The organism is Micromonospora sp. CNZ285, assembly GCF_004637285.1.
On sequence record NZ_SPQD01000001.1, the window covers coordinates 3,430,042 to 3,444,322 of the forward strand.

The 14,281-nt window shown below is 73.9% G+C and carries 14 protein-coding genes and 1 pseudogene; all 15 read right to left on the reverse strand.

Annotated features, from left to right (window positions below; all coding sequences use genetic code 11):
• A complete protein-coding gene (locus CLT75_RS15370) occupies window positions 1–945 on the reverse strand; it encodes an RluA family pseudouridine synthase (RefSeq protein ID WP_135241274.1) in 945 nt (314 codons plus the stop codon).
• Window positions 942–1,544, reverse strand: coding sequence for a signal peptidase II (gene lspA, locus CLT75_RS15375; RefSeq protein WP_135241275.1), 603 nt, complete (start codon window positions 1,542–1,544; stop codon window positions 942–944). Before lspA ends, CLT75_RS15370 begins: the two co-directional genes overlap by 4 nt.
• A gap of 68 nt (window positions 1,545–1,612) precedes the next feature.
• Entirely contained in the window at window positions 1,613–2,032 is a 420-nt protein-coding gene (locus tag CLT75_RS15380) for a TraR/DksA family transcriptional regulator (RefSeq protein ID WP_018785248.1), read from the reverse strand.
• Window positions 2,033–2,256: 224 nt separating this feature from the next.
• On the reverse strand, window positions 2,257–3,762 hold the full coding sequence (locus tag CLT75_RS15385) for a potassium/proton antiporter (RefSeq protein WP_135241276.1): 1,506 nt from the start codon (window positions 3,760–3,762) through the stop codon (window positions 2,257–2,259).
• A gap of 22 nt (window positions 3,763–3,784) precedes the next feature.
• The gene (locus tag CLT75_RS15390; protein ID WP_091420767.1) at window positions 3,785–4,093 is read right to left on the reverse strand and encodes a DUF167 domain-containing protein; all 309 of its coding nucleotides are present in this window, start codon (window positions 4,091–4,093) and stop codon (window positions 3,785–3,787) included.
• Window positions 4,094–4,635: 542 nt separating this feature from the next.
• A pseudogene (locus CLT75_RS33300) lies at window positions 4,636–4,983 on the reverse strand (hypothetical protein); the annotation flags it as partial.
• Between the two features lie 72 nt (window positions 4,984–5,055).
• Window positions 5,056–5,859, reverse strand: a complete 804-nt coding sequence (locus tag CLT75_RS15400; protein WP_135241278.1) for a DivIVA domain-containing protein — start codon at window positions 5,857–5,859, stop codon at window positions 5,056–5,058.
• 41 nt (window positions 5,860–5,900) lie between these two features.
• The gene (locus tag CLT75_RS15405) at window positions 5,901–6,206 is read right to left on the reverse strand and encodes a YggT family protein (RefSeq protein ID WP_013287596.1); all 306 of its coding nucleotides are present in this window, start codon (window positions 6,204–6,206) and stop codon (window positions 5,901–5,903) included.
• 28 nt (window positions 6,207–6,234) lie between these two features.
• Window positions 6,235–6,936 carry a cell division protein SepF gene (locus CLT75_RS15410; RefSeq protein WP_135241279.1) on the reverse strand — a complete coding sequence of 234 codons (702 nt, stop codon included), beginning with the start codon at window positions 6,934–6,936 and terminating at the stop codon, window positions 6,235–6,237.
• A 193-nt stretch (window positions 6,937–7,129) separates the two neighbouring features.
• On the reverse strand, window positions 7,130–7,876 hold the full coding sequence (locus CLT75_RS15415; RefSeq protein WP_135241280.1) for a YggS family pyridoxal phosphate-dependent enzyme: 747 nt from the start codon (window positions 7,874–7,876) through the stop codon (window positions 7,130–7,132).
• 9 nt (window positions 7,877–7,885) lie between these two features.
• Window positions 7,886–9,001 (reverse strand): cell division protein FtsZ, encoded by a 1,116-nt coding sequence (ftsZ, locus tag CLT75_RS15420; protein WP_135241281.1) that lies wholly within the window; start codon window positions 8,999–9,001, stop codon window positions 7,886–7,888.
• Between the two features lie 246 nt (window positions 9,002–9,247).
• Entirely contained in the window at window positions 9,248–10,066 is an 819-nt protein-coding gene (locus tag CLT75_RS15425; RefSeq protein WP_135241282.1) for a cell division protein FtsQ/DivIB, read from the reverse strand.
• On the reverse strand, window positions 10,063–11,544 hold the full coding sequence (gene murC / locus CLT75_RS15430) for a UDP-N-acetylmuramate--L-alanine ligase (protein WP_135241283.1): 1,482 nt from the start codon (window positions 11,542–11,544) through the stop codon (window positions 10,063–10,065). The genes CLT75_RS15425 and murC overlap by 4 nt, the downstream gene beginning before the upstream one ends.
• A 31-nt stretch (window positions 11,545–11,575) precedes the next feature.
• On the reverse strand, window positions 11,576–12,682 hold the full coding sequence (gene murG, locus CLT75_RS15435; protein WP_135241284.1) for an undecaprenyldiphospho-muramoylpentapeptide beta-N-acetylglucosaminyltransferase: 1,107 nt from the start codon (window positions 12,680–12,682) through the stop codon (window positions 11,576–11,578).
• Window positions 12,682–14,097, reverse strand: a complete 1,416-nt coding sequence (locus CLT75_RS15440; RefSeq protein WP_194801304.1) for an FtsW/RodA/SpoVE family cell cycle protein — start codon at window positions 14,095–14,097, stop codon at window positions 12,682–12,684. The genes murG and CLT75_RS15440 overlap by 1 nt, the downstream gene beginning before the upstream one ends.
• Window positions 14,098–14,281: the final 184 nt, after the last annotated feature.

Genomic DNA, 14,281 nt, shown 5'->3' on the forward strand with positions numbered 1-14,281 from the left:
TCAGTCGCGCAGGATCTCCAGCGCCCGGGCCAGGTCGTCCGGGTACTCGCTGACGAACGTCACCTCGTCGCCGGTGCCCGGGTGCGCGAAGCTCAGCGAGCGGGCGTGCAGCCACTGCCGGGACAGCCCCAGCCGGGCCGACAGCGTCGGGTCCGCGCCGTAGGTCAGGTCGCCCACACAGGGGTGCCGCATGCTGGAGAAATGCACCCGGATCTGGTGCGTACGCCCGGTCTCCAGCCGCACGTCGAGCAGACTGGCGGCGGGGAACGCCTCGAGCGTGTCGTAGTGGGTGATGCTCGGCTTGCCGCCGGAGACCACCGCCCAGCGGTAGTCGTGGTGCGGGTGCCTGTCGATCGGCGCGTCGATGGTGCCGCGCAGCGGATCCGGGTGGCCCTGCACCACGGCGTGGTAGCGCTTCTCCACCTCGCGGTACTTGAACGCCCGCTTCAGCGCGGTGTACGCGCGCTCGCTCTTGGCCACCGCCATGATCCCGGTGGTGCCCACGTCGAGCCGGTGCACCACGCCCTGCCGCTCGGCGGCACCGCTGGTGGAGATCCGGTGACCGATGCCGGCCAGCCCGCCGATCACTGTGGGGCCGGTCCAGCCCGGGCTCGGGTGCGCCGCCACCCCGACCGGCTTGTCGACCACCACGATGTCGTCGTCGGCGTACACCACGGTCAGGCCGGGCACGGCCTGCGGCACCACCGCGGGGGGCGCGGCCGGCGCGGGCAGCGTGACCTCCAGCCACGAGCCCGCCTTGACCTTGTGCGAGTTGGGCCGGGCCACGCCGTCGACGAGCGCGTCACCGGCGTCGATCAGGCCGGCGGCGGCGGTGCGGGAGAGCCCGAACAGGCGGGACACGGCCTGGTCCAGGCGCATGCCGTCGAGGCCGTCGGGCACGGGCAGGGAACGGGTGTCGCCGCCGGCGGCGAAGGCGGAGGTCACGCGCTCTCCCGCTGCTCGGCCGGGGCGGTGTCGTCGCGCTTCTCGTCGCGCAGCCGGGAGCCGTCGCGCTGCCGGCCGGTCAGCTCCAGGAAGACCGCGAGCACCACGCCGCACACCAGCGAGCTGTCGGCCAGGTTGAACACCGGCCAGACCTGGCCGTACGGGTCGAACAGGCTGATCATGTCGACCACGTGGCCGACGAAGTGGCCGGGCGCGCGGAAGATCCGGTCGATCAGGTTGCCCAGCGCGCCGCCCAGCACCAGGCCCAGCGACACCGCCCACGGCAGCGAGCGCAGCCGCAGCGCCATCCAGGTGATCCACCCGATCACCACGAACGTGATGATCGGGAAGACCCAGGTGTGGTCGGAGCCGATGCTCCAGGCCGCGCCGCTGTTGCGGGTGAGGCTGAAATAGACCGCGCCGCCGAGCAGCGACACCGGTTCCCGGCCGGTCAGCTCGGCGAGCGCGAGCTGCTTCGTACCAAGATCCGCCAGCAGCGAGAACAGGGACACGCCGAGCAGCAGGCCGATGGCCTTACGGCGGGGCGCGCCGGCGCCCGACTCGGTGGTGCCGGCCCCGGCGGGCGGTGCTGCGGTCATCTGCTCCCCATCGACGCTCGCGAGACGGTGCGGTCACCGTCTGCCGTACGGCCGCCGGGGAGCGGTGATCAGCGCCGCTCCTCCAGCTGCTTGCACGTCACGCAGAGGGTGGCCGACGGGAACGCGGCGAGCCGCTCCACCGGGATCGGGTTGCCGCACCGCTCGCACCAGCCGTAGCCACCCTCGTCGAGGCGCTCCAGCGCGCGCTCGACCTGCGTGATCCGTTCCTTGATGCTGTTGGCGAGAGAGATCTCCTGCTCCCGCTCGAACGTCTTGGTCCCGGTGTCGGCCTGGTCGTCCCCGGCCGAGTCGGTCAGCCGGTCGCGCTGCAGCTCGGTGATCTCGCTCAGCGTCTGATCGTACTCGGCGTTCAGCTCGTCCCGCCGTGCCGCCAGGGCGGCCCGGATCTTCTCGGTCTCCGCCGCGCTGCGGGTGGCCTTCGCCACCGGCTTGCGACCGGCGGTCCTGGTGTCGGCTGGCTTCGCCATCGTCAGCTCCCTCAGCCGCGCGGAGCGGCGGTCAGCGGTGCGTGGGCGGGACGCCGTCGTCGGCGTCGTCCGCGTACGGAAGGGTGCACGGCGAGCGGGCCCGCCGTGCACTCCGGAGGTTGGCAAGAATACGGAACGTACAGGCGTCCGACAACGTGCCGCACCGTCGTCCCACGTATCCGCCCCGGACTGCCACCAATCGGGGCAAAAGGAACGGTAGCAGATCAGCGGGCCGTCTCCTCGCCGTACTCCCCGAACCACCTCGCCAACCGGCCCCGGCGGCTCACCGCCCGCAGCCGCCGCTCGGTTTCGTCCCGTACTCCGGCGGTGGCGACGATGAGCAGGCTGTCCCCGACCTTGAGCCGGGTGTCAGCGCCCGGCACGAAACCGACCCCGTCACGCAGCACGAGCGTCACCGCGGCGCCGACCGGCAGCCGCAGCTCGTCCACGTGCACCCCGGCCAGCCGCGACCCGGCCGGCACCTCCAGCTGGAGCAGGTCGGCCCGCATCCGTTCCAGCGGGGCGGTCTCCAGCAGGATCTCGCTCGCCTCGGCCGGCGCGGTCACGCCCAGCCGCCGGGCCGCCGGCGCCAGCGTCCCGGCCTGGAGCAACGTGAAGATCACCACCAGGACGAAGACGGCGTCGAACAGGCGGTCCGCCCCCGGCACGTGCAGCGACAGCGGGATGGTCGCCAGCACGACCGGCACCGCGCCGCGCAGCCCGGCCCAGGACAGGAACACCTGCTCGCGCAGGTTCACCCGGAACGGCAGCGCGGAGACCGCCACCGACAGCGGCCGGGCGAGCAGCAGCAGCGCCAGCCCGGTGATCACGGCCGGCAGCACCGCCGAGTCCAGCCGGCTCGGCGAGACCAGCAGCCCGAGCAGCACGAACAGGCCGATCTGGGCCAGCCAGGCCAGCCCGTCGGCGAACCCGAGGATCGCCTGGCGGTGCGGCAGCCGGGAGTTGCCGAGCAGCACGCCCGCGACGTACACGGCGAGGAAACCCGAGGCGTGCAGCACCGAGCCGGCCGCGTACGCCAGCACCGTGAAGCCGACCACCGCGATCGGGTACAGGCCGGCCGACGGCAGCGCGGCCCGGCGCAGCGCGTACCGGCCGGCCAGGCCCGCGCCGACCCCGACCGCCGCGCCGGCGCTCAGCTCGTAGCCGAGCAGCAGCACCTCGTACCACCAGGGGTGGGCGGCCTCGACCCCGGCGCGGGACAGCAGCAGCACCAGCAGCACGGCCGGGGCGTCGTTCACCCCCGACTCGGCCTCCAGCGCGGCCACCAGCCGGGGCGGCAGGCGCAGCCGGCGCAGCGTGGCGAACACGGCCGCCGCGTCGGTGGAGGAGAGCACCGCGCCGTAGAGCAGCGACAGCCGCCAGTCCAGGCCGAGCAGCAGGTGCACCACCACGCCGACGACCACGATGCTGACCACGACGCCGACCGTGGACAGCGCCGCGGCCAGGCCCAGCACCGGCCGCAGCGTGCTCCACCGCGCGGTCAGCCCGCCCTCCGCGATGATCACGATGAGCGCGCAGAAGCCGAGCACCCGGGTCAGCTCGACGTCGTCGAACCGGATGCCCAGGCCGGCCTCGCCGAGCAGCACGCCGAGCGCCAGGTAGACCAGCAGGCTCGGTACGCCGAGCCGGGTGGAGAACCGCACCGCGCCCACCGCGACCAGCAGCACGGCGGCGCCCACGAGCAGCGCGGCGTCGAGCCCCGGCGTCATCGTCGGCCGGTCCGGCCGGACCTCACGCGGTGCTGCCGTCGCGCAGCCGGCGCAGCACCTCGGGCAGCCCGTCGTGCGGGCGCTCGACCAGGAACAGCTTGTCCCGGCTGGCCGCTCCGGACCGCAGCGACACGGTCGCCGGGCGGACACCGAGCGCGTCGGCGAGCGCGCGCCGGGCCGCTTCGGTGGCGCGGCCGTCCACCGCCGGCGCGTGCACGGCGACGACGAGCGCGGGACCGTACGGCCCGTCGAACCGCCCGCCCACCCGGGCGCGGGACGCCCCGGGCTTCACCCGCACCGCGACGGTGAGTGTGTCGTCCGCGATCGTCATGGTCAGCGCGGCCGGGCCTCGGCGAGCAGGGTGGTGGCGGCCTCGCAGTGCGCGCACGGGGTGAAGCCCAGCGCGACCGCCTCGGCGACCGGCAGCGGTTCGTCCTCCCGGCCCACCAGGTGCGGGCAGCCGGGCAGGTGGAAGCGGGGATGGCCGTCGACCACCAGCACGTCGCCCGGCAGCCGGACCAGCCGGGCGACGTCACCGGCGGAGAGGTACTCGGCGGGCGGGTCGCCGTCGAACGCCTCGCCCGGCGCGGGCGAGGTGGGCCGGGCGGTCTCCGGCACGCGCGGGCCGGGCGGCGAGTAGGGCACCGCGTCCGCGACCACCGGGTCCGCGTCCAGCGTCGCCGCGTCCGCCGGCGCGGCGTACCGCCCGGCGGGCTCGGCGTCGAGCGCGGACGTGTACGGCGCGGCGGCGGGCTCGGCCTCGAACGCGTGTGTGTACGGCCCGGCTTCGGCGTCGAACGCCGGCGTGTACGGCCCGGCCTCGTACGGCCCGGCGGCGGGCTCGTACGGCCCGGTGTCGAACGGCTCGGCCGGCGGCGAGTACGCGGCCGGCGGCGGGGCGTCGTCCGGCTCGGTCACCGGCGATCCGGGCGGTTGCCGCCACCCGGATCCACCGGCGCCGACCGTGGACGTGTGGTGCGGGACCGGGCTCACCGGCTCGTCCGGGGACGGGACGGTGTGCGCGGTCCGCGGTCGCGGTCCGGTCTCCCGGCCGGCCGTGGCCCTCGCCGCGGCGGCCTGGCGGGCGAACGCGACGAAGGCGACGGCGGACAGCAGGCTGGCCGCGATCGAGACGATGAGCAGGAGGCTGGATCCGCCGGCGAGCCCGGCGATCAGCAGCACGACCGCGACGAGGATGAGCAGGATGCTGGCGGCTACCACGGCTCACCCCCGGCCGCGTCGTGTCGGTCTGGGCGGTCGGTGGCCGTCACGGGGACGGCCACCGACGCGGGATCAGCGGCCGGACTCGAGCGAGCCCGCGCGGCCACCGCCGTAGGAGCCGGCGAGGCCGGCCGCGGCGAGACCGTTGCTGCCTGTGGCACGGGTGCCCTCGGCGCGGTTCATCTCGACCTCGAGGCCCTGGCCGCGACCGTCGAGGTCACGCAGCTGGCTCTCCAGGTACGCCTTGAGGCGGGTGCGGTACTCGCGCTCGAACTGCTTGAGCTCCTCGATGTGCTTCTGCAGCGCGGTGCGCTTGGCGTCCAGGCCGCCCATGGCCTCCTGGTGCCGCTGGCGGGCGTCCCGCTCCAGGGCGTCGGCCTTGGCGCGCGCCTCCCGGGTGACCTCCTCGGCCTTCGAACGGGCCTCGGAGAGCAGCTGGTCGGCCTCGCGACGGGCGTCGGAGACGTGGTCGTCGGCGGTGCGCTGGGCCATCATGAGCACCCGCAGCGCCTGCTGCTCGCCGTCACCGGTCACGCCGGCCGGGCCGCCCTGCGCGCGGACCTGCTCCAGCTCGGCCTGCATCGCGCGGGCCGCCTGCTCGGCGGCCGCCTTGTCGCGCTGCACCCGGTCGAGCTGGGCCTTGACGTCGTTGAGCTCCGCCGCGAGGCGGGCGTCACCGCCGGGGCCGGCGGGAGCGCCACCCCGACCGCCGCGCTCCACCTGGGCGCGCAGCTCGTTGTTCTCCTCGATCAGACGGGCCAGCTCGCGCTCGACCTCGTCCAGGAAGGCGTCGACCTCCTCCTCGTCATACCCCCGCTTGCCGATCGGCGGCTTTTTGAAGGCGACGTTGTGAACGTCGGCCGGGGTCAGCGGCATCGAAACTCCTCGGGTCAGTTGCGGCCGCGAAAGCGCTCTGGTCAGGCAAACGCGAAGATCAGGCGCCTAAACACGAACTCCATCAGCACGAACAGGATAACCAGGAGCACAAGGGAGGCCAGGTCGATGCTCACGGTACCAATTCGCAGTGGCGGGATCACACGCCTCAACGCTCGCAGGGGCGGATCAGTGACGCTCCACACGACTTCCAGTCCCGCCGACGCTCCCCGTCCCGGTTGCCAGCGGCGACCATAGGCCAGCACCGCCCCAAGAACAAATCGCGCCAATAGGACAATCAGGAAGATGTACAGCAGCAGGTAGAGCACCTGGAACAGGATCGACAACACGGCAGGCGACGTCCCTCGGTCGTGCGGCTCAGCTCAGGCTGAAGAAGCCGCCCTCAGCGATCTTGGCCTTGTCCTCCGCGGTGACCTGGACGTTGGCCGGTGAGAGCAGGAACACCCGGTTGGTCACGCGCTCGATCGTACCGCGCAGGCCGAACGCGAGCCCGGCGGCGAAGTCGACAAGCCGGCGGGCGTCCGCCTCGTCCATCTCGGTGAGGTTGATGATGACCGGTACGCCGTCCCGGAAGTGCTCGCCGATGGTCCGCGCCTCGCGGTACGTGGTCGGGTGCAGCGTGGTGATCTGGTAGCGCTGCTCGTCCTCCGGCGCCACGCGCTCCCGCTCGCGCGGCTGGGCCTGCGGCGCGAGGGCGAGATTGTCCCGGGTGTGGTAGGTCAGGGCACCAGACGTGTCACCGCCGGAGGACCGGGTGATCGACCGCACGCTGGACCGCTCGGCCCGCTCCGGCCGCTCGGTCTCGGCCCGGTCGACGTCGACGGCGCGGCTGGAGGCGCGCTCGGACAGCCGGCCCCGCTCGCCGAGCCGGCCGCGCGTCGTCGGCGGCTCCTCGGCCTCGTCGTCGTCCTCGTCGGCGAACTCCTCGGCGTACCGGCTCGACCGGTAGCGCGACGAGTCCCGGTAGCCACCCTTGTCGTAGCCACCGTCCTCGTACGCCCGCTCGTCGTCCTCCTCGACGAGACCGAGCCAGACCCCCGCCTTGCGCAGTGCACCCATCCCCGCGCCCTTCCGTCCGCCGTGCGGCACGCGCCCCCGTGCCGTGTCGCTTGATCACGAGTGGACGATCATGCCCACCGGACCGGATCGGCAATCCCCTGACGCGCGGTTCGCGGTCCGCCCGTCACGGCCCCCGGCTACGGGAACGCCGTCCTGAACAACACTGATGTAATTTGCTTCCGTCGTGGTGAGGCTACCGCAGCGCAGGGCGCATTCCGAGCAACGCGCTGCCGACACGGACATGTGTCGCGCCGTGCCCGATCGCGCTCTCCAGGTCGCCGCTCATCCCCGCCGACAGCACCGTCGCGCCCGGATGGTCGGCCCGCAACGCCTCCGCCACCTCGGCCAGCCGGGCGAACGCCCGGTCCGGCTCCCAGCCCAGCGGCGCCACCGCCATCAGGCCCGCCAGCCGCAGCCCGCCGGCCCCGGCCACCGCCGCGGCCACCGGGTCGAGCCCGCGCTGCGGGTCGGCCGCGCCCGGCAGCGCCCCGCCCCGGGCCGGGTCGCCGTCGATGCTCACCTGCACCAGCACGTCCAGCGGCCGGTCCCGGACCGCGCCCGCGGCGGCGTCCAGCGCGGCGGCCAGCCGGACGCTGTCCACCGACTGGACCACGTCGGCGTACCGGACCACCGAGCGGGCCTTGTTGCGCTGCAACTGGCCGATGAAGTGCCAGCGCGGCGCGGCACCGGCGTCTGCCACCGCCTCCGCCTTCGGCGCCGCCTCCTGGTCGCGGTTCTCCCCGACGTCGGTCACGCCGAGCCCGGCCAGCGCGACCACGTCCGCCGCCGGGTACGTCTTGGTCACCGCGACCAGGGTGACCTCGTCGCGCGGCCGCCCGGCGGCCGCGCAGGCGTCGGCGATGCGGGCCCGCACCCGGGCCAGCCCGGCCGCCAGCTCGGCACGCCGTTCGGGCCGCACCGCCGTCTGTGACTCCGTCATCGGCGCGGCTCAGGACCCGTTCTTGAGGAAGTCGGGCACGTCGACGTCGTCGAACAGCACCCGGCGCGACGGCTGCTGCGGCGCCGGCATGGTGGCCGGCGGGCTCACCGGAGCGTTCGGCTGGGCCGGCGGGTTCTGGTTGCTCTTGCGCGGCGGCTCGACCGCCTTGTACGCCGGCGTGCCCCCGTCGAAGCCCGCCGCGATCACGGTCACCCGCACCTCGTCGCCGAGCGCGTCGTCGATGACCGCGCCGAAGATGATGTTCGCGTCCGGGTGGGCCGCGTCGGTGACCAGCTGCGCCGCGTCGTTGATCTCGAACAGGCCGAGGTCCGACCCACCGGCGATGGAGAGCAGTACGCCGCGCGCGCCGTCCATGCTCTGCTCCAGCAGCGGGCTGGAGATGGCCGCCTCGGCCGCCTCGACGGCGCGGTTCTCGCCCCGGGCGCTGCCGATGCCCATGAGCGCGCTGCCGGCGCCGCTCATCACGCTCTTCACGTCGGCGAAGTCCAGGTTGATCAGACCCGGCGTGGTGATCAGGTCGGTGATGCCCTGGACACCGGAGAGGAGCACCTGGTCGGCGGTGCGGAACGCGTCCATCATGGAGATGTTGCGGTCGCCGAGCGCGAGCAGGCGGTCGTTCGGGATCACGATGAGCGTGTCGCACTGGTTGCGCAGCTCCTCGATGCCCGCCTCGGCCTGGACCTGCCGGCGCTTGCCCTCGAACGAGAACGGCCGGGTGACCACACCGATGGTGAGCGCGCCGAGCTTGCGGGCGATGTTCGCCACGACCGGCGCGCCGCCGGTGCCGGTGCCGCCGCCCTCGCCGCAGGTGACGAACACCATGTCGGCGCCCTTGAGGACCTCTTCGATCTCGTCGCGGTGGTCCTCGGCGGCGTTCTTGCCGACGTCCGGGTTGGCGCCCGCGCCGAGTCCCCGGGTCAGCTCCCGGCCCACGTCGAGCTTGACGTCCGCGTCGCTCATCAGCAACGCCTGCGCGTCGGTGTTGATCGCGATGAACTCGACGCCCTTGAGCCCAACCTCGATCATCCGGTTGACGGCGTTGACGCCGCCGCCCCCGATGCCGACGACCTTGATGACCGCCAGGTAGTTGTGCGGAGGTGTCATCTCCGGTCCTTTCCCTTCGAGATTGGCATGGGCCGACCCCACACGGCTTGGCCGGATCAGCGGCCGGACACTCCCCCGTGGCCTCCGACGGCTGAACCCTCACCCTCTACTAGAGGCTTAGAGTTATGTCAACCACTGATCTCTTCGGGGCAACGTATGCGCCGCCGCGCCAGGAGCCAAGGACCTGTTCCGGCGTGTCGCCGACCGAGCGACAGGGGACACAGCGCCTACCCACTGAGCCTCGGGTCACTCGAACGTGACCACGTCCGGCGCGCTGACGTCGATCCGGTCCGCCTTACGGCTCAGCAGAGCGGTCGCCACTGTCGACTTGTCGGTGCCCCGGGAGGCGTCACCCCAGAACACCTGACGCTCGCCGCGCAGCAGCAGCGTGATCCGGGCCAGGCCGGCCACGTCCACCGCTACCAGCTCCGCGCGCAGCTTCTCCCCCAGCGCCGCCAGCACCGCCAGCCCGGCCCGCGTACCCGGGTCGTCGGGGCCCGGCCGGGCCACCCGGACCTGCGGCAACCCGTCCGGCGCCCGGTCCAGGCGCTGGAAGACCACGCCCGAACCGTCGACCACCACGAAGCCGTCGCCCTGCGGCACCGCCGCCACCGCGGTGCGCTCCCGCACCCGGATCACCAGCGTGCCCGGCCACTCCCGTTCCACAGTGGCGCTCGCCACCGGCGGCAGCGTGCCGACCTTGCGCGCTGTCGCGTCCAGGTCCACCCGGGCCAGCGGCTCGTTGTCCGGCACCGCCGCGGCGTCGCGGATCTGCACCGGCGTGACCAGCCGCGCGCCGACCACCCGTACCTCGCGGACGCCGAACAGGCCGGTGCCCAGCACCGTCCACGCCACCAGGCCCGCGACGGCGAGCACCGCCGCGGCGACCGCCCACGGCAGCGCGGCGCGCATCCGCCGCTGCCGGGCCCGGGCCATGAACCGGCGGGTCGACGGCGGCACCGCGTCCGCGTTCGCCCGCACGAGCTGCCAGCGCCGGGCCGGGCTGCGCCGCCCGGCGCCGCCGTCCGGTCCGGGGGTACGGCCGCGGGCCGGACCGGGACTCATCCGGCCGGGGTCGCCGCGCCGTCCGGGTCGACGCCGGCGCCGAGCCCCGTGCCCTCGGCGGAGCGGGCGAGCAGGGCGTCGAGCAACTGGTCACCCATCAGCGAGATCGGCGGCGCGCCCATGGTCACCACCACGTCGCCGGTGCGCGCGCGCCGGGCCACCTCGGCCGGCACGTCGTCCCACGACTCGACGAACACCTTCCGCTCGGCCGGCAGCGGCACCTCCTGGATCAGCGCGGCCGAGCCCTCGCCGGGGCGGCGCGTCTCACCGGGGCCGAAGACCTCCAGCAGCACCACCTCGTCGGCGATGCCCAGCGCGGCGGCGATCTCCGCCTGGTTGTCCCGGGTCCGGTAGAGCCGGTACGGCTGGAACACCACGATCAGCCGGCCGTCCCCGGCCACCTCGCGCAGCGTCTGCAACGCCAGCGTCATCGAGGTCGGGTGGTAGGCGTACTCGTCGTAGACCAGCACGCCGTCCGCCGCGCCCTTGCGCTCGAAGCGCCGCCGCACGCCGGGGAACGCGCCGAGCGCGGCCTCCGCCGCGGCCACCGGCAGTTCCAGCAGGTACGCGGCGAGCACCGCGGCGGCGCTGTTGAGCGCCATGTGCCGGCCCGGTACGGGCAGCCGGATCTCGCCCAGCGGCCGGCCCTCGACCTCGGCCTGGTAGCGCACCCCGTGCGCGGACGAGACGACCTCGCTCATCCGCAGGTCCGCGTCGGCGGACTCGCCGTACGTCCAGACCCGGCGGCCCTCGGCGCGCAGCGTCTCGGCCAGCCGGCGCCCGCCCGCGTCGTCGGCGCAGGCGATGACGAAGCCGGCCGGGTCGGTGAGCCGGGCGAACTCGGCGAACGCCGCCTCCAGGGTGGCCAGGTCGCCGTAGGTGTTGAGGTGGTCCGCCTCGATGTTCGTGATGATCGACACGAACGGGCGGTAGATGAGGAAGGAGCGGTCGCTCTCGTCCGCCTCGACCACGAAGTGCTCGCCGGTGCCGTGGTGCGCGCCGGAACCCACCTCGGAGATCTCGCCGCCGATCACGAACGACGGGTCGGTGCCGGCCTGCTGGAGCACCATGGTGACCATCGAGGTGGTGGACGTCTTGCCGTGGGTGCCGGCCACCGCCACCGTGCGGCGGCCGGTCATCGCCGCGGCGAGCGCCTCGGAGCGGTGCAGCACCCGCAGCCCACGCCGGCGCGCCTCGACCATCTCCAGGTGGTCCTGCGGGATCGCCGAGGAGTAGACCACCGTGTCCACCCCGTCGAGGTTGGACGCCTCGTGGGTGGAGTGGATGGTGCCGCCCAGCGCCCGCAGGCCGGCCAGCGACGGCCACTCCCGCAGCTCGCTGCCGGAGACCGGCAGGCCCCGGGTGAGGAACAGCCGGGCCAGCCCGGCCATCCCGACCCCGCCCACCCCGATCAGGTGGATCCGGCCCAGGTCCTCCGCCGTCATGGTGCCGGCGGGCGTGAACTGCGCGGTGTTCATCAGACGTACCTTCCCGTCGCGGTGTCCCTCATCAGCGGGCCACCGCCTCGTAGACGAAGTTCAGCAGCGCCACGTCGCCGTCGCGGCGGCCGTACCCGGCGGCGGCGGCGCCCATCGCGTACAGCCGCTGCGGGTCGCGGATCAGCGGGATCACCGTCCGCTCCACCCAGGCCGGGGTCATCTCGGCGTCGTCGACGAGCAGACCGCCACCCGCCTCCACCACCGGCAGCGCGTTGCGCTTCTGCTCCTGGTTGCTGTGCGGGTACGGCACGTAGACGGTGGGCAGGCCGATCGCGGCCACCTCGGCGCAGGTCATCGCGCCGCCCCGGGCCAGCATCAGGTCGGCCGCGGCGTAGCCCAGCTCCATCTCGGACAGGTACGGCAGCGTGACGTACGGCACCGGCAGGTCGGTGGGCACGGAGACCGGCTCGTTACGGGCGCCGATGACGTGCAGCACCTGCACACCGTTGCGGGCCAGCTCCTTCGCCGCGCCGGAGACGGCCAGGTTGATCGAGCGGGCACCCTGCGAACCACCGGCGACGAACAGCACCGGCAGGTCGGGACGGAGTCCGAAGTGGGCGCGGGCGGCGTCACGCAGCGCGGCCCGGTCCAGCCCGGCGATGCCCCGGCGCAGCGGCACACCGACCACCCGGGCGTCGCGCAGCGCCTCGGCCTGGGCCGGCTGGTGCGGGAAGCCCACCGCGACGTTCTTGGTGAACTTCATCCCGAGCCGGTTCGCCACGCCCGGCGGCACGTTCACCTCGTGGATGACGATGGGCAGCTCCCGCCGCCACGCGGCCAGGTAACCCGGCACCGAGACGTACCCGCCGAAGCCGACCACGGCGTCGGCCTGGACCTCGTCGATCACCTTGCCCGCCGCGCGCGCCGCCTTCCACATCCGGTCCGGGGTACGCACCAGGCTCATGTTGACCGACCGGGGCAGCTGGTAGGCCGGGATCTGCCGCAGGTCGTAGCCGGCCGGCGGGATCAGCTCGTTCTCCAGCCCCTTGGGTGTGCCCAGACAGGTGATCCGGACGCTCGGGTCGTGTCGGCGCAGGCAGTCGGCGAAGGCGAGCAGCGGGTAGATGTGCCCGCCCGTACCCCCTCCGCAGAGCACCACCGAACGCAGCGGACCCATCAGCGTCTCCTCTCGCTCGCCGCGCCGGCGCGCGCCCGGTCGGACCGGGCGCCGCGCGGCGCGGCCTGGTCGTCCTGCCGCCGCTGACGGGACCGGGGCACGGACCCTCGGTCGGCCGGGGGCGGCGCCGGTCGGCGGCGCCGGCCGGGAAGCGGCGGCAACGGGGCCCACACTAGTCGGACCCATCGGGCGGGCGGACGGGCATGCAGCGCTCGCGCCGCATCCGGCTCGGCGCGGGCGAACGAGGCGAGCATGCCGATGGCGGCGAGCGTCACCACCAGGGCGCTGCCGCCGTCGGAGATGAACGGCAGCGGTACGCCGGTCAGCGGCAGCAGGCCGGTCACGCCACCGATGTTGATGACGGCCTGGCCGACCAGCCAGGCGGTCACGCCGGCGGCGGCGAGCCGGCGGAACGGGTCCTCGACCCGGCGGGCGATCCGCATGCCGGTGTACGCGAGCACGGCGAACAGCGTCAGCACCACTGTGCAGCCGACCACGCCCAGTTCCTCGGCGACGATGGCGAAGATGAAGTCGTTGTGCGCCTCGGGCAGGTAGTTCCACTTCAGCGAGCTCTGGCCCAGGCCGACGCCGAACCAGCCGCCGTTGCCGATCGCGTAGCGGGCCTGCACGAGCTGGTAGCAGTAGTCGAGCTGCTGCTCGAAGCAGGTCTTCGGGTCCGGCGGGTCGAGCCACATGGTGAGGCGGCCGAGCCGGTAGTTGTCGGCGTCCCTAGAGCCGGAGCCGGCGCCGAGGGAGGCGGCGGCCACCAGCAGGCCGACGCCGGCCAGGCCGATCGTGGACAGCGCGGCGAAGACGCGGGCCCGTACGCCCGCCGCCCAGAGCATCCCGACCACCAGCGCCAGCAGGCAGAGCATGCTGCCCAGGTCGTTGTAGCCGACGAGCACGAACAGCAGGCCCACCACCGGGAACAGCGGCGTGGCCAGTTCCTTCCACCAGCCCAGCGCGGCGCCCTTGCGGGCCAGCACGTGCGCCGCCCACAGCACCAGCGCGAACTTCGCCACCTCGACCGGTTGCAGCGAGATCGGGCCGAGGGAGAGCCACAGCAGTTCGGCCTTCAGCGGCCCGATCGAGGTCACCCCGAACAGCGAGTTCAGCGCGACGAGCAGGTTGAGCGTGAGCAGCAGCGCCACCGCCACGCCGAGCGCCGGGCGGCTGACCGCCCGGAACGTGCGCGCGGGCAGCCGCTGGCAGGCCCAGAACGCGCCGATGCCGATCACCGCGAACACGGCCTGCTTGGTCAGCGACGCGGACGCGTCGCCGCCCTCGGCGAAGTCCTTCACGCTCGTGGCGGAGAAGACCATGGTGAGGCCGATCAGCAGCAGCAGGCCGGCGCTGGACAGCAGCAGGTAGTACGAGGCCAGCGGCCGGGCCAGCAGGCCGCGCAGCGCGGCCAGGCCACCGGCCGGATCCCAGCGCGCCGCCGGCGGGTCGGCCGGTGGCGTGGCAGCCGGGGCACGGCGGGTCGGCGGGTCGCTGGTCACCTGGATGTCTCGTCCCTCCCCCACAGGCCCATCATGGCCGTTCGGCCCGCCCGCCCGTGGCGCAACCGCCCGGTCGGCGTGTCGGAACGTGAGACGG

Bases quoted from the DNA above. Each gene is read 5' to 3' on its own strand.
- lspA (WP_135241275.1), bottom strand. From the start codon at position 1,544: ATGACCGCAGCACCGCCCGCCGGGGCCGGCACCACCGAGTCGGGCGCC.
- CLT75_RS15380 (WP_018785248.1), bottom strand. From the start codon at position 2,032: ATGGCGAAGCCAGCCGACACCAGGACCGCCGGTCGCAAGCCGGTGGCG.
- CLT75_RS15385 (WP_135241276.1), bottom strand. From the start codon at position 3,762: ATGACGCCGGGGCTCGACGCCGCGCTGCTCGTGGGCGCCGCCGTGCTG.
- CLT75_RS15390 (WP_091420767.1), bottom strand. From the start codon at position 4,093: ATGACGATCGCGGACGACACACTCACCGTCGCGGTGCGGGTGAAGCCC.
- CLT75_RS15400 (WP_135241278.1), bottom strand. From the start codon at position 5,859: ATGCCGCTGACCCCGGCCGACGTTCACAACGTCGCCTTCAAAAAGCCG.
- CLT75_RS15410 (WP_135241279.1), bottom strand. From the start codon at position 6,936: ATGGGTGCACTGCGCAAGGCGGGGGTCTGGCTCGGTCTCGTCGAGGAG.
- CLT75_RS15415 (WP_135241280.1), bottom strand. From the start codon at position 7,876: ATGACGGAGTCACAGACGGCGGTGCGGCCCGAACGGCGTGCCGAGCTG.
- ftsZ (WP_135241281.1), bottom strand. From the start codon at position 9,001: ATGACACCTCCGCACAACTACCTGGCGGTCATCAAGGTCGTCGGCATC.
- CLT75_RS15425 (WP_135241282.1), bottom strand. From the start codon at position 10,066: ATGAGTCCCGGTCCGGCCCGCGGCCGTACCCCCGGACCGGACGGCGGC.
- murC (WP_135241283.1), bottom strand. From the start codon at position 11,544: ATGAACACCGCGCAGTTCACGCCCGCCGGCACCATGACGGCGGAGGAC.
- murG (WP_135241284.1), bottom strand. From the start codon at position 12,682: ATGGGTCCGCTGCGTTCGGTGGTGCTCTGCGGAGGGGGTACGGGCGGG.